The organism is Nocardia wallacei, from assembly GCF_014466955.1.
Lineage (GTDB): Bacteria > Actinomycetota > Actinomycetes > Mycobacteriales > Mycobacteriaceae > Nocardia > Nocardia wallacei.
In genome coordinates this window covers 815,078-835,346 of record NZ_AP023396.1, presented here as the reverse complement: position 1 = coordinate 835,346, position 20,269 = coordinate 815,078, and the positions used below count along the sequence as shown (strand labels likewise).

Sequence of the window (20,269 nt, the reverse complement as noted above, 5' to 3'; positions counted from 1 at the left end):
CCGCGGCGGTCTCCGTGTCGCACGGCTCGGATACTGCCCCACTCAATGAGTTCAGGGAGGGTGGCTTGTCTCATTGCCAGAGGGTCCGGGGCGGCGGTCATTGTCACTGACACGCATTTGGTGATCGAGCGCAGCGGCATGCTGGCGCGGACGGTCGGACCACGCCCTGCTGGTCCGCAAACTACTCGCCAACTATTCCCGCAGCCGCTTCTCCCTCGGCACACTGAAGCTATGACCGAGCCGACCAAACCACGACACAACCAAGCCAATCCCACGAACGCGCAGCGCCCCGAACCGACCGCCAGCTTCCAGATCCGCGTCGTCGACGGCGAGGAAGGCGAACGCCTGGCCCGCCAACAAGCCAGCGTCTTCCTCGAGATCGCGCAATGGCAGGCACGCCAACAAGCCCCCACCACCGACGACGCACCACCGACCGACCCGTAGCACGACCCACTAAAACCGACCGGCTTACCAACCGACGAACATGGTCAATCCCGCGGCGAATAGCCGAAACCCGCTTCGATCGTCAACGTCCCCCAGCGAAACCGCTGGTCGCCACCGGTCCCATCCTTATAGAGCCCCGCCGGGGGCACCGGAGGGACAAGTATTCGCGCAGGTCAAACAAGTACTTGCGCGGTAAAGGAATTCCTGTGGACAAGAAACCCCAGCTCACGTGTCGCAGGTTCGAATCATCCGGGGTTGCTGACAGCTAACACAGCTGGTAGATGGGTTGAACGGAAGGCAGACGCTCGACTACGCGCGAATTGCGACGCAGCACAACCTAGACCGCTCACGGCTGCGCGATATTCATTTCGGCAACAGCGCGAGTTCGGATCTCCAGGCCGGTAGGCGTGCGAACCTGGCATTGGCGGTGGCCGCGCGAATCTGACACCGACGGGATCGGGATCCTTGCCCGCCCTCGAGTTCCGCGACGAGAGACCGGATAGCGTCCGCGCAGGGCGGAACACTCAAACGGTTCAGACATTGATGAATACACGGGAAACTGTATTATCGGATGAGTGGAAGCCGTAGTGCAGCGTGACGCGCTGACCCGGTTCGGGCACGCGTTGTCGGACGCGACTCGCACTCAGATCCTGTTGAGCTTGCGTGTTGGTCCGGCGTATCCGTCGGAGCTGGCCGAGCGGATCGGGGTGTCGCGGCAGATTCTGTCGAATCATCTTGCGTGTCTTCGTGGTTGCGGTCTGGTCGTCGCGGCTCCGGAGGGGCGGCGGAGCCGCTACGAGCTGGCCGATCAGCGCATCGCGACTGCGCTGGGTGATCTGCTTGAGCTGGTGCTGGCGGTCGATCCGGCGTGTTGCCCGGCCTCGGACACGGACGGGTGCTGCTGATGTCGGTGCCGCTGGGGATGCCGTCGCTGCCCTCGGCCGTCCAGGTCCCCGGGCCGTCGGCGTCGCGGAAGGTGGTGCTGGGGCGGCGGATTCGCTGGTTCGTGGCCGCGACCATCACCTACAACGTCGTCGAGGCCGTGGTCGCGCTCACCGAGGGTGCACGGGTGTCGTCGACCGCGTTGATCGGGTTCGGTCTGGACTCGGTGATCGAGGTGTCTTCCGCGGCGGCGGTGGCGTGGCAGTTCTCCGGCCGCGATCCGCAGGCGCGGGAGAAGGTGGCGCTGCGGATCATCGCGTTCTCGTTCTTCGCCCTCGCGGCGTATGTGACCGTGGACTCGCTGCGCGGGTTGCTCGGTGCTGGCGAGGCCCGGCATTCGGCGGTCGGGATCGGTTTGGCCGCAGCGAGTCTGGTGATCATGCCGGTGCTGTCGGCCGCGCAACGCCGCGCCGGGCGCGAACTCGGCTCGGTGTCGGCGGTCGCCGATTCGAAGCAGACCCTGCTGTGCACGTATCTGTCGGCGGTGCTGCTGGCCGGGTTGCTGGTCAACAGCCTGTTCGGGTGGTCGTGGGCGGATCCGATCGCCGCGCTCGTGATCGCGGCGATCGCGGTGCGGGAAGGCATCAGCGCCTGGCGCGGCGACGCCTGCTGCCCCGCACCCACCACCGCTCTCGGCACGGCCGGTGGGCAACAGCGGGCCGGGCACGACTGCGACTGCTGCGACTGACCACCCCCTTTCACCCCCTTCGTTCCTGAAAGGTGTTGTGATGTCCCGGATTCCGGAAGCGGCGAGAGGGGCCTGCCACGACGAGTTGCGAGCGGCGAAGCACGCTCCCGTCCCGGACCACCGGTGGGTGCATCTCGAGCGCGCGCACATTCTGTCTCAGCCCGATCTCTGGCCGCACACCCGCAACCACGTCGCCATGCTCACTCTCGCGGTCCGCCAGCGCGACCGCCGCGAAGCGCTCGGCCAGATCCTCCGGATCGTCGTGGCCGCACCGGGATCGCTGTCGGGCCGCTACCCCGACGGCAACACCGGCCGCGCCACCGTCGGCCTGCGCCAGCCGATGCCGCTGCCCGCCGACCTGCAAGCACTCCTGCGGGCCCGCGTCGCCTAGCGATCCGGCCGGTCGAACGCGCGGGCGCGAACCGGACCGCCGCGCAACGGCACCCGGGTCGGTGCTATTTCTCAGTCGCTGAGGTTTCGGCGCAGGCGGAAGGCGGTGGTCGGCAGCCAGTTGGTGCCGGCGTCCTCGCCGACGAGCTGCCAGCCGGGAAACCGGTGCCGCAGTTCGTCACCGGTCACGGTGTGCGCGGGTTTGCGGCCGGGCAGGAACCCGTAGAGCAGCAACGTCGCCCCCGGCGCGGCGACCGCGGTGACCGCGCGGGCGTAGTCCTCGCGCAGACTGGCCGGGAACAGGCTGTGGTAGCAGCCCAGATCGAGGATCAGCTGGAACCGGTCACCGAGATCGAGATCGGATAGCCGGGTGACGTCGGCCTCGACCAGGACCGCGTCGACATCGGCGGCTTCCGCCTTGCGGCGCGCGGCGGCGACGGCGGGGCCGACGAGATCGAGGCCGGTGGTATCCCAGCCGTGACGAGCGAGGTAGACGACGTTGGTGCCGGTGCCGCACCCGATATCCAACGCCCGCCCCGCCGTGAGCGCGGATGGGCCTTCGACCAGGTCCACCAGTTCCCGCGGCGGCCGCCCGGTGTCCCACGGCGTGATCTTGAGCCGGTAGGCGAGGGTGTAGAGCATGCGCACCACCGCGGTCATGGCCGCCACGCTACCGCGCCCGGTCGAGACCGGTGCGGCGATCGGCGCGATCAGGGCCGGGTCTGCACGACGCTCCACAGCCGTCGCGGCAGCGCGCCTTCCTCGAACTCATTGACCTGCTGGAGTTTCCAGTCGGCGGCGAGGTCGTCGACCAGCTGTCGGGAGAAGAAGTGCACCGCGAACCCGCCGTGCTCGTAGATGTCGTCACCGTGGTCGACCCCGGCACCGTAGTGCGCGTCACCGGTATGACGGACGGTGTAGAACAGTGCCCCGCCGGGCCGCAGCACCCGCCGGACCTCCGCGACCAGAGCGCGGATCTCCGTGGTCGACAACGCCATACACAGCAGCATGTGGGCATACACCGCGTCCACCGACTCATCCGGCAGCGGCAACGCCTTACGGACATCGACCATCGCCGTGGTGACCTCGGTAAGATCCTCGGCCTCGGCGCGAGCGCGCAGCTGCTCCAGCCCCGTCTCGCTGAAATCCGTTGCGTGCACGGCGAATCCGGCTCGGGCCAGATACAGGGCGTCGCGGCCGTGCCCGGCGCCCAGTTCGAGGACCCGGTGCGCCTGCGCAGCCGCGAACGCCTCGGCTGCCTGCATCGCGGGCTGTGACGGTGCCTGCCCGTACATTTCCGGGTTCGCCTCGTAGGTGGCCTGCCAATGCCTCCGCTGCACCTCACCCAGCTCGTGCTCCCCGGGCTCCTGCACGTCTGCGCTCGTCACACACCCAGTATCGACCACCGCCTACTGGACCGTGCCGACGAGCAAGGCCAACCCATCATCCGGCAGGACAGCACCGCGGTGCCGGACGGACTCGGCCGCGCCCCGGCGGCCGACAACAAGGCGACGGCGTCGCAGACGCGGTCGGACCCCTTCGTGCATCGCACTGGATGTCATGGTCGGCCCGCAAGACCGAGATGAGCAGCGGTCGACGAGACCTCGCCACCGGCCGCACAGGAAGCCGAGTGGGCAGCCACGGCGTGCTCGGCCGGTGTCAGGTGTCGTCGGGGAGCAGGTCGGCGACCAGCTCTTCGACGAGCTTGCGGATCTGGTCGCGGATCGGCCGCACCGCCGCCACCCCGAGACCGGCGGGGTCGTCAAGGGCCCAATCGCGGTAATCCACTCCCGGGAAGTACGGACAGGCGTCACCGCACCCCATGGTGATCACCACATCCGACGCCTGCACCGCGCCTGCTGTGAGGACCTTCGGAGACTGGGCGGTGATGTCGATACCGACCTCGCGCATGGCCTCGACCGCGGCCGGATTGATCGACTCCGCCGGCGCCGAGCCCGCCGAACGGACCTCGATCCGATCCCCGGCCAGACGGGTGAGGAATCCCTGCGCCATCTGCGACCGGCCCGCGTTGTGCACGCACACGAACAACACACTCGGCTTCCCCGACCCAACTGATGCGGAAATCATTGCGCGCCAGCCCCTTCCGGTTAGACGAGCACGGTGTCGCGCACCTGATCGGCGCGTGCGAGACGACTGTCGGTCATGACGAGGCTCCGGACGGTTCGACAGCGGACGAGGTGGCAGAGAAGCGTTTCCGTAACGCGAGGGAGACGTAGACGAGGCCGACCAGGACCGGGACCTCGATCAACGGGCCCACCACGCCAGCGAGGGCCTGGCCGGACGCGGCGCCGTAGGTGGCGATCGCCACCGCGATCGCGAGTTCGAAGTTGTTGCCCGCCGCGGTGAACGCCATCGTCGTCGTCCGCGCATACCCCAGCCGCAGCACCGCGCCGAGCAGGTAGCCGCCGCCCCACATCACCGCGAAATACACCAGCAACGGGACCGCGATCCGCACCACATCGACCGGATGCGAGGTGATCTGCTTACCCTGCAACGCGAACAGGATCACGACCGTGAACAGCAACCCGTACAACGCCCACGGCCCCAGCCTGGGCAGCAGCGTGGACTCGTACCAGGCGCGGCCCTTCACGCGCTCGCCCAGGCGGCGGGTGAGATACCCGGCGAGCAGTGGAATGCCGAGGAAGATCAGCACCGATTTCGCGATCTGCCACGGCGAGGCATCGATCGAGGTCTGCTCCAACCCGAGCCAGCCCGGCAGCACCGACAAGTAGAACCAGCCCAGCACCGCGAACATGACCACCTGGAACACCGAGTTCAACGCCACCAGCACCGCCGCGGCCTCACGATCACCGCACGCCAGATCATTCCAGATGATCACCATCGCAATACATCTCGCGAGACCGACGATGATCAGACCGGTGCGGTACTCGGGCAGGTCCGGCAGCAGCAACCAGGCCAGGGCGAACATCAACGCCGGGCCGATCACCCAGTTCAAGACCAGCGACCCGAGGAGCAGGCCGCGGTCGCCGGTCACGGTGTCGAGGCGGTCGTAGCGCACCTTCGCCAGCACCGGATACATCATCACCAGCAGCCCAACCGCGATCGGCAGCGAAATCCCATCCACCTCGACCGCGCTCAACCCATCGCCGAGACCGGGAACCAGCCGCCCGAGCAGCAGCCCAGCGGCCATCGCGGCACCGATCCACACCGGCAGGAACCGGTCCAGCGTCGACAGCTTCCCCACCACCGCCGGGTGTTCAGCGGTAGCGGTCACGCGGTCACCTCGAATCCGGCCTCGACCGCCAGCACCTGCGACAGCCGCTGCAATGCGTCGGGCACCACCCGGTAGTACACCCACGACGCCCGCCGCTCACTGGTCAGCAAGCCCGCCTCGCGCAGCACCTTCAAATGATGAGAGATCGTCGGCTGCGACACGTCGAACCCATCGGACACATCACACACGCACCCCTCCCGACCCGACCGAGCAGCGATCGCAGACAACAACCGCAACCGGACCGGATCCGACAACGCCTTGAACACCCCCGCCAGCTCCTCCGCATCCGCACCGGTCAACGGCTGACGGACCAGCGGCCCAGCCTCACACGCCCCACTCACACCGAGCGACCACTCCGACTTCGACATACATCGATATTGACAGCAATCGATACCGTCGGCCAAGCGAACACCGGATGAACTCAGCTCCCAGGCCGTCCTCCCCCTTCGTGACGGCTGTGTCTTCGACGGGCGGGCCGGGGGATTGCCATCTACGCTTTTCGTGCGATCGTTGCGTTGTGAGTACTCACCCTCGCGATCGTGATCTCGAGAAGGATCTGTCCGAGCAACTGCGCTTCCTTGCCAGCTCGGCCACTGCTTTCGACGGGGGTGAACTACCCGAATCGAAGCGCATCGCCCTCGTCATCAGGGTATTGGTCCACGACACCAGCGCCAGTCACAGCCTGCTGGACCAACTCGGGATCAAAGACAGCCTCCGGTGGGCAGACAGCGCTCCGGTCATCGACCGCGATCCGAACATCGTCGCTCGTAGCCCCGGACTGACGACCATGGGCATCGGTCACGATGACAGGATCACTTTCCTGGCAAGAACCGCTGATCAGATCGAACAGTCCAACTCGACTCGTTACGTAAGCTTCGACGACTGGTGGCGTCGCCCCGTTCTCCTCGACGCCAACGGTGCCGAATTCAGCCGGAAGGACCTTGTCCTGGCTCTCACGAACAAGGACGGCGGGGCCCATATCGATCGGCTGAACGAGACGACCCACGCGCTCATACACTCGAACAGCGCAGGATTCGAACGCTTCGGCGCCGGTGCCCCCGAGGCTGAACCGATCCCGACACCAATCTACGCATCCGTGCGGACCATCGCCGAGGAACTTCTTCTAACGCTGCGTCGCAGCGGGCGAGAAGTCCCCCGGTCGACAGCGGCTCCCCTGCTGGGGACGCTCGACGGATTCCAGGCAGGCGATGTCGTCGGCCCGGCACCGGTATTCGACAAATCCCGAGACGACGTTGCGAACACGACCTTCAAGTTCGACACACTTCCTGACGTGACATTCACGGTATGGCGGGCAAAAGACAACCAATCCGATATTGACGGCGGGGGCGAATTCCCAGCCGGCTATCTCGAAATCGTCGGCGTCCTCGACGCGACAGGCGACACAGTCCACGGGTCGGGATTCGCTGGACCCACCGAAGACTCCACCCCACCCGGAGCCTCGGTCCATTCACTGCCACTGTCGTGTATCCGATTCGTCTTCGACAACTTCCCCGAAGCAATGTTCTACGCCAACCGGTCAGCCGAGCAACGGGAAACAATCGGCCCGTTCGGCCAACAGATACAAGAAGCCGGATGGGTCGACCTCTTCGTCACACTGCGCGGCCCGACATGGCAGATCGGCGAGTTCGCCGGGCCGACCGGATCCTGAAGAATTTCGCCACTCGCGACGCCTCACCGAACCCTTCCCAACCCACAGCTCGTAAACCCTTCGCCCGCCACCCCGTAACCGCCTGTCTCCTCTCAACGCACAATGACGGCTATGACCGAGCAGACCCACCCTGCACACACCCCACCCCCGACGACGCCGCGCCCCGAACCGACCGCCACCTTCCAGATCCACGTCATCGACGGCGAACGCCTCGCCCGCCAACAAGCCAGCGCCTTACTCGAGATCACCCAATGGCAGGCCCATCCACAAGCCTCAACCACCGACGATCCACCATCGACCGATCCATAACGATCAACCCGACGTCGAATAGCCGAAACCCGCTTCGATCGTCAACGTCCCCCACGAAAACCGCTGGTCGACACCGGTCCCATCCTTATAGAGCCCCGCCGGGGGCACAACGTACGATGACATTTCCTCAAGTCAACCTGATTTCTCAATCCGCGACCAATCAGCAACAGAACCGACGATGCGCAGGCTAAACGGTTGCCCTGGTTCGATCCTGGGAAACAGAAGGCAAGGCTCTCGCAAGATTCACCGCCCGGGCATATTCATGCACCGAGCTACTTGCTCGGTCTGCTTCCCCCAGGCGCCAGCAGATCTCGGCAGAGCTGGGTCAGCGCGTCGAGCATGCGATTCTCGTCGTCGGGCTTGTGCGCGATATGGTCGGTCGCTCCGTGCATCGCCGAGTAGAGAATCACTGCGGTCGCCAGCGGGTCGGGCGGGGCCGGCCGCAACTCCGCGAGTAGTTGGGTCAACGTTTCGACGGGTGGGTTCGGCGCTTCGCGGTCGTAGGTAGCCGGGTGGAACAGGACATCGTGCAACCTGATTTCGCGCAGATACTCGCTTACTCCCGCACGCATCCACTCTTCGATGCCGGCGACTCCGGCAACTCGCCGGGCGGCCGCGAGCTGGGTGTCGGCGAATCGGCGTACGTAGCGGTCACGCAGGGCGTTGAGCAGGTCGGCCTTATTAGAGAAGTGCAGGTAGAAAGTACCTTTGGCGACTCCGGCGCTGACGGTGACGTCGTCGACGGTGAATGCGTCCACGCCCTTGTTCACCAGCAGTTGTTCCGCCGCGTCCAGTAGCTCACCACGCCGCTGCGCCGGCGGTTTCGTCCGGGTCACAGTCGCTCCCTTCGCCGGCCCGATACTACCGAGCCGCATTCCGCAAGCCGTCGCGACCTCGGTCGCGCTTGCCTTGGTGAGGGTTGCCTAATACCGTACTGACTGACGGTCAGTCGCAAGTTAGGACACGGAGGATCATGACCACCACCATCTCGCCCGCAATGCCCTCGGAAAGCCCGCCCGATGAGCCACCGCGTAATCGACTCGCGCCGGTCGGGGCGCTGACGCGCCTGCTCGAACCGGTTCGTGCCCACTTGATCGGGTGCGCGGCCCTATCCGCGGCCGCGTCGGCGTGCGGCGTCGTTCCCTATATTGCGGTCGCGGAAACCGCTCGGACGGTGCTGGACCGGGGGCTGGAGAATTCTTCCCCGATGGCTTGGACATGGGCGATGATCGGCGCCCTCGGCGCCGCACTTCGCCTGCTGCTTGTCTACGGGTCGTCGCGACTCGGTCATTTCGCTGACGCGAAACTCCTGCACGAACTGCGAGTACGGATGGTGCGCCATCTCGGCTCGCTGCCGTTGGGCTGGTTCCGCACCAGCGGATCTGCACAGGTCAACAAACGGATGACCAATGACCTCGAGGAGATGCACCAGCTCATCGCGCACGCGCTGGGAGAGATGGTCGGCGCTGTGGTCTCCGTCGCGATCGGCGTGACCTACCTGGTCTTCGTCGACTCGACCCTCACAGCGGTCGCTGTCGGCGCACTGGCGCTGCTGGGGATCAGCTACCGGGTGGCCATGCGGTCGATGACCGGACATATGGAACGGTTGCTCGCCGCCGAAGCCCGAATCGGCGCGGCCGGTGTGGAATTCGCGGACGGCATCGCGGTCGTCAAGGCCGCCGGGACGGGTGGACGCATTCAACAGCGATTCGACGAGGCGATCACCGAACATGCCCACGCGCTGGCCGCGTGGGCGAACGAAACGCGATACAGCACGGCATTCGCACGCCTGCTCGCCTCGGAGATGACACTGCTCGCCGTTCTGGGTGGAGCCGGGATCGCGCTGGTGTACACCGGTTCGGCAGCCATGGCTGATGTTCTGCCGTTTCTCATTGTCGGTGTGGGCCTTCCGACGGCGATCAACCCTGCCATTCACGGTTCGCAAGGTCTTCGCAAGGGACGCAGCGCAGCACAGAACATAGAGTCGCTGCTGACCCGCACTCCGCTTCCCGAAACCACCACGCCGCAGATCCCGAACGGCAGCCGAGTGGAGCTGGACCGAGTCACCTTCTCCTACGACGGCCGCAGCCCGGCGTTGGACGCTGTCACTGTGGTGTGCGAACCGGGGACCGTCACAGCCGTAGTCGGCCCCTCCGGCGCGGGGAAATCGACCCTTGCGGGCCTTATCCCCCGCTTCTACGACGTCACGCAGGGCGCGATCCGGATCGGCGGGGTCGATATCCGCGAGATGAGTTCCAGCGCTTTGCTGGCCTCACTGTCACTTGTTTTCCAAGACGTAGCACTGCTACGCGATACCGTCGCCGAGAACATTCGCATCGGCGCGCCCGGCGCAGACGACGAGGCTGTTCGTAATGCCGCACGCGCAGCCCGGATACACGATGTCATCGAAGCACTTCCCCTCGGCTACGACACTGTGCTCGGTGACGGTGCCGATCTGTCCGGTGGTGAGCGTCAACGTCTGACCATCGCCCGGGCGATCATTTCCGATGCGCCGATCGTCATCCTCGACGAAGCGACCGCTGCCCTGGACCCGGACAGCGAAACCGCTGTCCAGCAAGCCTTATCGAGCCTGGTGCAGGACAAGACGGTGATCGTCATCGCCCATCGCCTCCACACCATCGCCGCCGCCGACCAGATCCTTGTGCTCGACGCCGGCCGAGTCACCGAGCGCGGTACACACGCCGAACTGCTCCGCCTCGACGGCTTGTACGCACGAATGTGGCGGACGCAGCACAACGAAGAGGGCCGATGACTCGCTACCGGCCGTTCGCAGTACTGCCGCGGTTGCCCGGCGCCGCGCTGGTCGTCCTTCCCGCCGACGACACCACCACATGCGCGCCCGAATCCGCGTTGAGTGGCCTGGTGCACGGACTGACGATCTGTATCACCTCGACTACCGGAACCGCCGAAACCTTCGCGGTGTTCCAGGACGGCCGACTCTCCGAACGCGGCACGGCCGCTGAACTCCTGCAACTCGACGGAATTTTCGCCCGTGCGTACCGCGCCTGGCAGACAGGAACAACCCTATGATTCGCCACCTATATTCGCTGGTCCCGCACCCGCGACTGATTGCGCGCCTCGGCGCGCTCAACGCCGCCCAAGCCGTTCTCCAGGGTTTGCTGCTCGGCACGCTCATCCCCATCTTACGAGCCTTGGTGCAGCCGGAACCCGACTTCACCGAAGCGGCACCATGGCTGGTGGCCGCGGCGATCGGTCTACTCGTGTACGGCGCACTTACTGTCGTCGCGACCCCTATCGGATTCACGGCAGCGTCCGAGGTCTCGGGACAGCTACGGCATCGTCTCGTACAGCATGCCGCCCAGCTGCCGCTCGGCTGGTTCGCTCCGGAGAACAAGTCCCGGCTGACCCGAGCACTGACCGCGGATGCCGGAAATATCGGCCAACTCGCCGTCAGCACCGGAGGGCCCGCGATCACCGCGATACTCACCCCGCTGACCATTGTCGCTGTCACGGCCGCGGTCGACTGGCGGATCTCCGTTCTGTTCGCACTCGTCCTGCCCATCGCGCTGACCGCGCTACGCCGTGCGGGCCGGATCAACTCGGCGGTGGAGATAGATCTCGAACGAGCCGCGGCGGAGATCGCCGGCCGAGCCATCGAATTGGGCCAGGCGCAACCGGTCCTGCGCGCGGCGGGACGGGCCCGCACCGGATCCGCACCGATGCTGCGATCCCTGGACGAACACCGGCGGGTCTACGAGCGCGGACTCCGGCGCGCGATGGTGCCCGACCTCACCTACACCGCTGTGGTGCTGACAGGCTTCCTCGCCGTACTGCTGCTCACCACGGCTCTGCTCTTCGAGGACTCACTCGGCGTCCCCGAGGCCATCGCACTGCTCGTCCTGGCTGTCCGGTTCCTGGAGCCGTTGAGCAACCTCATCGAACTGATCGGCGCACTGCATGCGATGGACAACGCCGTCGGCCGGGTCGGCACACTCCTGGACACGCCGACGCTGCCGGCACGACACACTCCACATCGGGAAATAGCCACGGCGGATATCGAATTCGACGAGGTGACCTTCACTTACCCGGGTGGCGCTGAACCCGCGGTCACCGGGCTCGGATTCCGCTGCCCGGCGGGCAGCACCACAGCGCTCATCGGACCTTCCGGATCAGGGAAGACCACCATCACGAAACTGATCGCGCGTTTCTTCGACACAGACAGCGGGACGGTGCGTATCGGCGGCGTCGATGTCCGCGACTACGACCCAGCCACCCTGCTCGGACATATCGCCATCATCTTCCAGGACGTATACCTTTTCGACGACACCATCGAAGGAAACCTACGGATCGCGAAGCCGAACGCAACGGCCGAGGACCTGGAACGGGTAGCCCGCGCCGCCCGCCTCGAGGATCTCTTGGAACGGCTGCCCGACGGCTGGAACACCCGCGTCGGCGAAGGCGGTTCCGCACTATCCGGAGGGGAACGGCAACGGGTGTCCATCGCCAGAGCCCTGCTCGAGGACGCCCCCATCGTCCTGATAGACGAGGCCGCCTCGGCCCTCGACCCGGAGAACGAGCACGCCATCAGCCGTGCCATCGCGGAACTCGCCGGTGATCCCGCCCGCACCGTCGTCGTCATCGCGCACCGGCCGGCCACCCTCGATGCTGCCGATCAGATCGTCACTCTCGACGTATCCGGCCGCATCGCCGAAACCGGTACGCCACAACAACTGCGAGCCACCGACAGTTATTACGCTCGTCTCCTGGGGCATGCACATCGAGCGCGGAGCTGGCGTATCACCCAGCACGCCTGACCCGATACGCACGACAAGGTGGGCCGCTCGTCAGCGGCCCACCCGCCCGCGTACCCACACCGCCGCGAGTCCGGTTCCCACCACAGCGACGAACACTGCGGCCGCGAGCAACCAAACGAAACCCACAGCCGCTGCTATAGCGAGCCCGGCCGAGTTGATCACTGTAACGGCCGCGCCCTCGAGCGACATCGGGACCGAATAATCGGTAGCCGCTGTCTCGCGGCGTGCCATCTGCATCGAAATAGTGGCGAACCATGTGACTTTCGCGCCATAGGCGATGGCCACTCCCACCACGGCGAAAGACGTGAGCACCGACACGGTTTCACCTGCCGCCAGCGGCAGCAGTGCCAGCACGCTCAGCCCGCCGACCGTACCGAAAACGAGTGCGCACGCCGACCGCCCCCACCGGCTGATCATCACCCCGGCGCTGAAGGCCGCCACCACTTGCACCGATATCGCCACCGATTGCACCGTCGCGATCCGGCCCATCGACCAGCCGACATCCAGCATCATCGCCGACTGTGGTGCCGTGCCGAGCCATTCCGCGAGCCCGAACAGCGGAATTACCACCAGAATCCACATCACTCGCCGCGGCTGCCGCACCGAGTCCGCGAGGGCGGTCCACAGCACCGACGGCCGTTCCCGCTGCTCGGCCGACGGTTCGCGAAGACGCGTGAGCAACCCCAGCGGCACGAGAAAGACAGCTCCGAGCGCACACACGGTTACGGTCCACCCCGACCGCGAATAGAGCAGCAGCGCGCCACTGGAACCGATCAGTACCGACAGGCTCGCCCCGGCGATCTGTATTCCATTGGCGAGGCCGTGATCCGCCGGAGCGATCAACCGAACGGCCAACCCGTTGAGCGCAGTGTCATGGAACGCCGAAAGCACCAGCACGACGGCCATCACCACCAGCACCGCGGGGAGGTCCTGCACCGGATCGAGCGGGGCCAGACCGGCCAAGGCGACGAGCAGTCCGAGCTGGGTACAGATCAACCATCCCCGATACTGGCCGAGACGAGCCGACCCGTGGCGGTCGACTATCGGGGCCAGCAGGAATCGGGCGGCATACAGGACTCCCACGAGATTCACCAGCGCGACCGTCCCCAGCGGCACCCCTCCCTCCAGCAGAATCGTGCCGAAGGCCAAAAAGAAGAACGAATACCCGATATTGGTCGCCAGGTAGAGAAGGCCGACCCCTACCAGACCACGATTACGCCGAGCACCGAACCGCCCACCACTCTCCCTCACGATTCCAGGCCACGCCCGACATTGAGTGTTTGACGGTAGTTCGATAGCGAACGCCTAGGTCTGAGGCCCGACGACACCCCTGCCACTCTCACCGATCACCTTCACTCACCCAGAACAATCGCTTACTGACTGATGGTCAGTCAATATAGCTTAGCCAACCTCCACATAGGTACATTCGGCGACGGTCGCAAAGTCGCTCCACCGGCAACCCGCCGACGGCTATGACACAGGCGTTGAACACCAAGGTGAGGTTCTCCTGGGAGAACCCGAGAGTGGCCGACATCTTCGGCAGGCATGAGGTGATCGACGCGATGTCCCAGCGATGACAACGAGCGCGGGCCTAACCGTCAGCGCGGCAAAGACCTTGGCAGCCTTGGGTATTCGCCGAGGCGGACGATCGACCGTGATACGTGAACCCGCCGTGGCCGCACACCACACCGCGGTCACCCGGTGGACCTCGTGCTGTTGCGCGAGACGACGTCCAGGGGGCGCCACAGTGGTTCCGGGCATGCATGTCCTGGGCGCGGCAGATCATGCCAGGCGTGCCGCCCGAGGTGGTGCGACCGAACTGCCGCAGCGCTCAACACCAGTCGGCCCTGTCACGACGGCCACGCACGCGCCGCACGGCCTGTTCGGTATTTCGACCCTTTGCCGGTCACGGTCGCTTATCCGAGCCGACCACCTCGGACGATCCGGTCGAGAGATCGATGTCGGCGGCTGCGGGTTCGCTCGGAGCGGCGGGCCAGTCCCTTTCGTTACGAACGGTCTTGCGGCACTGGAATCAGTCGCGATAGATCCGGACGTAGGCATTGGTGACGGTGCCGATGCTCATGGGGCCCAGGCAGGATGCCGAGCCGCCGCCGGACGGGCTGAACGAACCGCTCCAGCTGCCTCGGTAGGGGCCTACGGTGACCAACGGGAACGCGAACGGCACGGGGGCCAGGCCGAAGCACTCGACGACCAGACTGTATTCCCGGCCCGCGGGGGCGTCGACGTCGTGACAGGCCGCCGTCGCACCGACGAGGTCCCGGGTGACAGTGCAGTCCTCGGGCGCGGCATTCGCGGTACCGGCCCCGAATACCGCGACACATCCCAGGACCGACGCCGCGGCGACCGTGATCCGAGTGGCGGCGACTGTTCTGCTCATGAGAATCCCTCCGTAGTAGACATCCAGCAATCGAGCGTGGACACGAAGTCGTTAACGCCGGCGAACACAGCGCCGCCGAAGGCCACCTCCTCCAGGCGAGCGGCACGGAAGTCGAAATGGCTTGTTGCCGTGGTCCGGATCGTACGAATCCGCCGAGTGGTCTGCGAAAGACCACTCGGCGGATTCCCCGTCATGCGATCGATGTTGCCGCACGCGGCCGGGCAGAGGCCGCCGGAGCGACGTCATCGACAGCTCGACGGGGTGGGTATGCCCGCCGACGGCTGGAAGGCATGGTCGGGTCCGCCGGCGGAGGCATACGTCCGGGTGCTACAGCTTCCCGCCGCCCCCGATGACCCAGGGGTTGAAGGTGCACTGCAGCGGCTGTGACGGATCGAGGGTGTTGAGAATGATCGACAACGCCCGCGGGGAATACATCAACGTCAGATGATCGGACAGATCCTGCTCACACCCGTCCTGCAGGGTGATATTACGAACCGTCGCACCCGGCCCCGCCGTCAAGAACGTCGAATCATACGGCGTCGTGATCTCGTCATAACGCGTACCGACCACCGTGTAATCCACACCCGGCACCGTGTCACCACCCGCATTCAGCGTGTTGATGAAATCCGAGCCCACCGTCTGCTGAATCCCCGAATGACCCACGAAGATCTCCACCAGACCCAGCACATCGATACCGAAATTGTTGATCGCCCGGCCCAACGCCCCGATACCCAGCAACGTCGTACCATGATTCGTCGCACCGAAAGTCAGCAGATGATGCACCTTCGACGCACCACCCTCGAACTTCAGATACTGCCGCGACACCGCCCCACCCTGCGAATGACCGACGATGTTCACCTTCTGCGCACCCGTCGCCGTCAACACCCGATCCACGAACACCGCGATCTGCTTCGCCGAATCCTGAATCAACCCCGTCCCGTTCGCACCCGGCAACACCGACCCCAGACCACCCCCCTCCACCAGATTCGACTGACCATAATTGAACGTGAACACACAATGACCCGCATCATGAATCGGCTGCGACACGAACGCGAAGTTGTTGTACGCGTTCTCCCACGTCCCATGGATCAACACCACCGGCTCGGGATGCTCCGCAGTCGGCTTGCAATTCCAATCATTACTCCCCGGCGGCGCCACATTCGGATTCAGCAACCCGTAACCGAACGCCGCCAGAAACGCCGTCGACGCCGGACCGAACCCCACCGTGTCCGACGAATGCCCACCCGACGAGCCCGAACTCGACCCCGAACCCCCATAACAGTCACCCGAACCATTACCCGACCCCGCCCCACTACCGGACGTGCACGCCGACCCCGAACTGCCCGCGCTGCCCGTATCAGCGATCGGATGCGCGGCCGGATCCTTCAAACCCCGCCCGATCACATCGGCCAACTGCTGCTCGCTGGACGCCGAGCCGGGATCGGCGTTCACCCCCACGCCCGGAAGGCCGAACGCGAGGAGCGCCGCGCTCGCCACCAGGGCGGTGCGCAATGTCCCGCGGATGATCGTTCGCTTCATCAGATACCTTTCTGCACACAGGTGCGGTTCGGTTCCCGCAGTGCCGTATTCGCGCACTCCGGCGACCCCGGATGACGCTAAATCCGGTCGGCCACGGGCACGGCGGCAAAAAGAAACAGTCCGTGGAAATCACCATCGGCATTACATCGCCGATAGGAACAGCCACAGCACCAGGGAATGACGAACAATTCACCCGCACTTGCCGTGCGCTCGGGGCAGAACCAGCGCGACCGACGCCGTGACCACGATGCCGCTCGCGCCCGCGGCGATCAGCGTGGTCGGCGCGGAGGTGGCGTCGAGCAGCAGGCCGCCCACCATGTAGGAGGCCGCGGCGGCGACGCCGATGGCGCCGTAGAGGTTTCCGAAGACCCGCCCGAGCAGCCCGGCCGGCACGATACGTTGCAGCAGCGTGCTCGAAGCGACATCCATTGCCGCGATGCCGATTCCACGCACGGCCTGCACCGAGAAGGCGGCGGCCACCGACCACGCCAGACCGGTCAGCAGGTTTCCGGCACTGCCGACGAAGAAGCCACCGACCAGCAGCGCGGTCAACGACAGCCGTGTCCCCACGCGCCCGAGCAACGCGTAACCGATCAGCAGGCCGATACCGACGGCGCCGAGCAGCAGGCCCGCCGCCGAATCCCCGGATCGCAGAGTCTGTTTCGCGAGCATGACCAGGGCGACATCATCGACTCCGTTGCACGCGACGACCGCGCAGAAGCCGAGGCAGATGATGCGGACGGACGGCGTACGCACGATGTAGCCGAGCCCCGCTCGGGCTTGTGCGACAAGGGTTTCCGAGCCGTCATCGGCCCGCGTCGGCGGGAGCGCCGGTATCGCGCACAGCACGGCCGCGGAAATCAGGAACGTCGCGGCATCGACCAGCAGCACGCCACGAATGCCGAGGAACGGCAACATCGCGCCGGCGAGCAGCGGGCCGAAGGCCTCGGCGGCATTGGCGCCGAACCCGATCGCCGAGTTCGCCGTCGCCAAGTCCTTGTCGGCGACCAGCGCGGGAACCGAGGAACGCGAGGCGGGCGCGAAGATGTTCGCCGCGATGGACCGGGCCGCCACCAGCAGGAGCAGCAGCGGCAGCGGTGGCAGCGACAGGGCGATGAGCAGGACGAGCACGCCCTGGACGGTCTCGCAGGTGATCATCACGCGGCGCCGATCGAACCGATCGCTGATGGCGCCCGCGACGGGGCTCAGCAGCGACGGCACGAAATCGCCGACCAACAACAGCAGCGCGACGGCGAGTCCCTGGCCGGTGGTGGCGGCGACGTGCAGCATGAGCGCGACCAGGCTCAGCGAATCACCGGCGTAGGAAACGATTCGCGCGGTGAACAGCGCGCGGAGGAAGCGGTTGGATCGCAGTAGCCGAAGCGGACCCGGGCCGGTTTCGTCGGTGTTCTCGCTCGCCGCGGCGGTCGGCATGGTCGGGGTCCTCGTCGGGTCGCTGGTAGGCGCCCGACGGGGCGAGCCGGGTGCAGGCGAACCATGGTGACGATTCGCTCGGGTGCGCGCAACGGAATAAGTCTCACTCGCACGCGGTGGCGAGGCGAGTGAGCAAGTGCCGGAGGGTCGTAGCGTCGCTCACCGACAAGGCTGTGCGGAGGAGGTCGTCCTCCATCGCTCGGATTTTCGTGTGGACTTCGGTGAACAGTGCTCGCCCGCTGGGGGTCAAGCAGACCGTGCGCTGTCGTTGGTCATGCGATCGTTCCCGCCGGATGATCCCCCGGGAGACCAGGTCGTCCAGGTGCCGACCCAAGCGAGTGGGATCACGGCGGGTCCGCCGGGACAGCTCCCGCTGCGACATCGCGGCGCTCGACGCCACCTCGGCCACGATGGCATATTCCCACATCGACAATCCCGCGTCGGCCAGGATCGGCTCCTCCAGAGCGACCAAACGCGGCAGCACCCGAGCTATGAGTGCGGCCAGATCCGGCTCATCGAGCCGCGCGTCGCTCGCACCAGTCATGGACAACCTCCGGATGATCGTCTACCGTCGTAGACGATTGGTTCGTCTACTGAGGTAGACGATTGGGTTCATTCCTGCACATGTCACGTTAAGCCAGCGATACGAGAGGACACCCCGTGGATGTCTCCACCCTCCACACCGTTACCGAAGAACTCGCGGGCTACCTCTCCGAGGCGACCCAGGGCGACCTCAGGAGCGCAACGCCCGTACCGGGCCGAGATGTCGGCGACCTGTATGTGCACCTCATAGCTCAGAACACCGCCGTAACGGCGGCCCTGGTGACCGCGGACCAGCCTCGGCCCTCGATGAGCAGAGCGACTCTCGAAGCATCGTTGAATCTGCACGGCGGCGGCCTCGAGGGGCTGTACCGCCGTACCGCCCAGAAGGCACGGGACGCTTTCGCTTCCGTACCTTCCGCCGACCGGCGTTGCCAGTTCAACGGAGTCGAGACCGATGCCGCGACCCTGTACGAAACGCATATCAGCACCACGCTCCTGCACACCTGGGACCTGACGCACGCCCTCGGCCTCCCTTATCGGCCGGACGCGGCGATCGCCGCGCGGGTTCTGCGGAATTTTCCGATACCGCCCGAGGGGATCGACACCGCTTGGGCGGGCGTGCTCGGGCTATCGGGACGACTGGAACCGAGCGCGTAACGCCGCGACGCACTCGCCGGTGCGGCACGGGTGCCGAACCGCTGTCGAACACGGACTCGACCATTGCGAACTTCGCCCGCCCGCATCGGTGGATCCAGGCTCAGTGAGGAGGTGCCTGCGACGGGTCCGCCGTGCCGTAGGGAGCTGGGTTCGGGTGCTGGGCTGGCGATCCCTGCGGGGACGGCGGCGCGCCGTGGGGAGCCGGGTTCGGGTGCTGGGGTAGCGGGCCTTCCGGCGACGGCGGCATGCCAGGGGCAGCCGAGGTCGGGTGCTGAGGCGGTGGGCCCTGCGGCGTGCCGTAAGGAACCGGATTCGAGTGTTGGGGTGAGGACTGCGGAGTTCCGTGGAATGCCGGGTTCGGGTGCTGGAGCGGTGGGCCCTGCGGTGAGTGCGAGATGTTGTGGGGAGCTTGGTTCGGGTATTGCGCGGGGGGTTGTGATGGGTACGGCGTGCCGTAGGGAAGCGGGTGGGGGTGGCGGGTGGCCGAGACGATCGCGGTTACGGCTTCGGCGAGCAGCGCGAGGAGCAGGAACGGCACCGCCGCCAGGTACGCCACGTGGAAACTCGTCGCGTCCGAAATAAGCTGGCCGACAACGGGTGCGATCACCGCCGCCAGGACACCGAGCCCCGCCACGGCAGCCGCGATACCGCGCCGACCGTCGAGCCGGCGCGCCAGCGCCACGAACACTCCGGCTGCCGCACCCGCGCCGAGCCCGCCGAGCACGCGCCCCACCAGTAGCAAGAGGCCACCCGCCGCGAGCGCGGTCACCACCGCGCCGAGGAGCATGAGGCCGATCGCGGGCATGGTCACCGCCGTCGGGAAACGCGCACCGAGCGCGAGCCCGACCCCCACGGCGAGCCCGGCCGCGACCAGATAGGAGAGAACACAGGTCACCAGCACCGCCGGGCCGGACAGACCGAGTTCGGTCTGGATCATCGACCTCCCGTCGATCCGATACACGGCGGTGAACATGGCCGACCCGATGATCGCGGCGAACCCGGGCCCGATCAGCATCAACCCCGAGCGATCACCACTCGGCCGCGCCCCGGCCCCCTGCGGCGGCGTAACGTACATGCCCCCACCGTAACCCGTTCGATCGTTCACGACCCACCGACCGCGATCCGGTAGCACGAAACGGTTATCCGACTTTTGATTTCCAGGGAACGCCGATATGGCACGTAACGCTGTGCACCGCGTCCTACT

22 protein-coding genes are annotated in these 20,269 nt (G+C 66.1%); 10 read left to right on the top strand and 12 right to left on the bottom strand.

Annotated elements, in window-relative coordinates; genetic code table 11:
• The first annotated feature begins 231 nt into the window (after positions 1 to 231).
• The 4 genes from NWFMUON74_RS03940 (at position 232) to NWFMUON74_RS03925 (ending at position 2,465) form a co-directional block, all read left to right on the top strand.
• A complete protein-coding gene (locus NWFMUON74_RS03940; protein WP_187686633.1) occupies positions 232 to 444 on the top strand; it encodes a hypothetical protein in 213 nt (70 codons plus the stop codon).
• A gap of 575 nt (positions 445 to 1,019) precedes the next feature.
• The gene (locus tag NWFMUON74_RS03935; RefSeq protein ID WP_187686632.1) at positions 1,020 to 1,349 is read left to right on the top strand and encodes an ArsR/SmtB family transcription factor; all 330 of its coding nucleotides are present in this window, start codon (positions 1,020 to 1,022) and stop codon (positions 1,347 to 1,349) included.
• Complete coding sequence (locus tag NWFMUON74_RS03930) at positions 1,349 to 2,074, top strand: cation efflux transmembrane domain-containing protein (protein WP_187686631.1); 726 nt, start codon at positions 1,349 to 1,351, stop codon at positions 2,072 to 2,074. Before NWFMUON74_RS03935 ends, NWFMUON74_RS03930 begins: the two co-directional genes overlap by 1 nt.
• Before the next feature lie 40 nt (positions 2,075 to 2,114).
• Complete coding sequence (locus tag NWFMUON74_RS03925; protein ID WP_187686630.1) at positions 2,115 to 2,465, top strand: DUF3703 domain-containing protein; 351 nt, start codon at positions 2,115 to 2,117, stop codon at positions 2,463 to 2,465.
• A gap of 71 nt (positions 2,466 to 2,536) precedes the next feature.
• Here the strand turns inward: NWFMUON74_RS03925 and NWFMUON74_RS03920 are convergent, their stop codons facing one another.
• From NWFMUON74_RS03920 to NWFMUON74_RS03900, 5 genes are all read right to left on the bottom strand, one after another.
• Complete coding sequence (locus tag NWFMUON74_RS03920; RefSeq protein WP_187686629.1) at positions 2,537 to 3,124, bottom strand: class I SAM-dependent methyltransferase; 588 nt, start codon at positions 3,122 to 3,124, stop codon at positions 2,537 to 2,539.
• Positions 3,125 to 3,174: 50 nt separating this feature from the next.
• On the bottom strand, positions 3,175 to 3,852 hold the full coding sequence (locus tag NWFMUON74_RS03915; protein ID WP_232110826.1) for a class I SAM-dependent methyltransferase: 678 nt from the start codon (positions 3,850 to 3,852) through the stop codon (positions 3,175 to 3,177).
• A gap of 271 nt (positions 3,853 to 4,123) precedes the next feature.
• Complete coding sequence (locus tag NWFMUON74_RS03910) at positions 4,124 to 4,552, bottom strand: arsenate reductase ArsC (protein ID WP_187686628.1); 429 nt, start codon at positions 4,550 to 4,552, stop codon at positions 4,124 to 4,126.
• A 73-nt stretch (positions 4,553 to 4,625) separates the two neighbouring features.
• Positions 4,626 to 5,720 carry an ACR3 family arsenite efflux transporter gene (gene arsB, locus NWFMUON74_RS03905; protein ID WP_269475316.1) on the bottom strand — a complete coding sequence of 365 codons (1,095 nt, stop codon included), beginning with the start codon at positions 5,718 to 5,720 and terminating at the stop codon, positions 4,626 to 4,628.
• A complete protein-coding gene (locus NWFMUON74_RS03900) occupies positions 5,717 to 6,088 on the bottom strand; it encodes an ArsR/SmtB family transcription factor (protein WP_187686627.1) in 372 nt (123 codons plus the stop codon). The genes arsB and NWFMUON74_RS03900 overlap by 4 nt, the downstream gene beginning before the upstream one ends.
• Positions 6,089 to 6,237: 149 nt before the next feature.
• On the opposite strand from NWFMUON74_RS03900, the gene NWFMUON74_RS36815 reads away from it, so the two are divergent.
• A complete protein-coding gene (locus NWFMUON74_RS36815; RefSeq protein ID WP_187686626.1) occupies positions 6,238 to 7,389 on the top strand; it encodes a hypothetical protein in 1,152 nt (383 codons plus the stop codon).
• Between the two features lie 111 nt (positions 7,390 to 7,500).
• Positions 7,501 to 7,698, top strand: a complete 198-nt coding sequence (locus tag NWFMUON74_RS03890; RefSeq protein WP_187686625.1) for a hypothetical protein — start codon at positions 7,501 to 7,503, stop codon at positions 7,696 to 7,698.
• A 272-nt stretch (positions 7,699 to 7,970) separates the two neighbouring features.
• Here the strand turns inward: NWFMUON74_RS03890 and NWFMUON74_RS03885 are convergent, their stop codons facing one another.
• Positions 7,971 to 8,534, bottom strand: coding sequence for a TetR/AcrR family transcriptional regulator (locus NWFMUON74_RS03885; RefSeq protein WP_187686624.1), 564 nt, complete (start codon positions 8,532 to 8,534; stop codon positions 7,971 to 7,973).
• Positions 8,535 to 8,671: 137 nt separating this feature from the next.
• On the opposite strand from NWFMUON74_RS03885, the gene NWFMUON74_RS03880 reads away from it, so the two are divergent.
• Genes NWFMUON74_RS03880 through NWFMUON74_RS03870 form a run of 3 tightly spaced genes read left to right on the top strand, consistent with a single transcriptional unit; the run spans position 8,672 to position 12,494 of the window.
• Positions 8,672 to 10,471, top strand: a complete 1,800-nt coding sequence (locus tag NWFMUON74_RS03880; protein WP_232110825.1) for an ABC transporter ATP-binding protein — start codon at positions 8,672 to 8,674, stop codon at positions 10,469 to 10,471.
• A complete protein-coding gene (locus NWFMUON74_RS03875) occupies positions 10,468 to 10,749 on the top strand; it encodes a P-loop NTPase family protein (protein ID WP_187686623.1) in 282 nt (93 codons plus the stop codon). Before NWFMUON74_RS03880 ends, NWFMUON74_RS03875 begins: the two co-directional genes overlap by 4 nt.
• Positions 10,746 to 12,494, top strand: coding sequence for an ABC transporter ATP-binding protein (locus NWFMUON74_RS03870; protein WP_187686622.1), 1,749 nt, complete (start codon positions 10,746 to 10,748; stop codon positions 12,492 to 12,494). The genes NWFMUON74_RS03875 and NWFMUON74_RS03870 overlap by 4 nt, the downstream gene beginning before the upstream one ends.
• Before the next feature lie 30 nt (positions 12,495 to 12,524).
• Here the strand turns inward: NWFMUON74_RS03870 and NWFMUON74_RS03865 are convergent, their stop codons facing one another.
• The 5 genes from NWFMUON74_RS03865 to NWFMUON74_RS03845 form a co-directional block, all read right to left on the bottom strand.
• Positions 12,525 to 13,745: an MFS transporter gene (locus NWFMUON74_RS03865; RefSeq protein ID WP_187686621.1), complete on the bottom strand. Its 1,221-nt coding sequence runs from the start codon at positions 13,743 to 13,745 to the stop codon at positions 12,525 to 12,527.
• A gap of 781 nt (positions 13,746 to 14,526) precedes the next feature.
• The gene (locus tag NWFMUON74_RS03860; RefSeq protein ID WP_232110824.1) at positions 14,527 to 14,892 is read right to left on the bottom strand and encodes a hypothetical protein; all 366 of its coding nucleotides are present in this window, start codon (positions 14,890 to 14,892) and stop codon (positions 14,527 to 14,529) included.
• Between the two features lie 327 nt (positions 14,893 to 15,219).
• Positions 15,220 to 16,431: an esterase/lipase family protein gene (locus NWFMUON74_RS03855; protein ID WP_187686620.1), complete on the bottom strand. Its 1,212-nt coding sequence runs from the start codon at positions 16,429 to 16,431 to the stop codon at positions 15,220 to 15,222.
• Positions 16,432 to 16,620: 189 nt separating this feature from the next.
• A complete protein-coding gene (locus NWFMUON74_RS03850; protein ID WP_187686619.1) occupies positions 16,621 to 17,865 on the bottom strand; it encodes an MFS transporter in 1,245 nt (414 codons plus the stop codon).
• Positions 17,866 to 17,968: 103 nt separating this feature from the next.
• A complete protein-coding gene (locus NWFMUON74_RS03845) occupies positions 17,969 to 18,409 on the bottom strand; it encodes a MarR family winged helix-turn-helix transcriptional regulator (protein WP_187686618.1) in 441 nt (146 codons plus the stop codon).
• 116 nt (positions 18,410 to 18,525) lie between these two features.
• Between NWFMUON74_RS03845 and NWFMUON74_RS03840 the strand changes: the two genes are divergently transcribed.
• The gene (locus NWFMUON74_RS03840) at positions 18,526 to 19,065 is read left to right on the top strand and encodes a maleylpyruvate isomerase family mycothiol-dependent enzyme (protein ID WP_187686617.1); all 540 of its coding nucleotides are present in this window, start codon (positions 18,526 to 18,528) and stop codon (positions 19,063 to 19,065) included.
• Between the two features lie 100 nt (positions 19,066 to 19,165).
• On the opposite strand, the gene NWFMUON74_RS03835 is transcribed toward NWFMUON74_RS03840, so the two are convergent.
• Positions 19,166 to 20,140: a hypothetical protein gene (locus NWFMUON74_RS03835; protein WP_187686616.1), complete on the bottom strand. Its 975-nt coding sequence runs from the start codon at positions 20,138 to 20,140 to the stop codon at positions 19,166 to 19,168.
• Positions 20,141 to 20,269 lie beyond the last annotated feature (129 nt).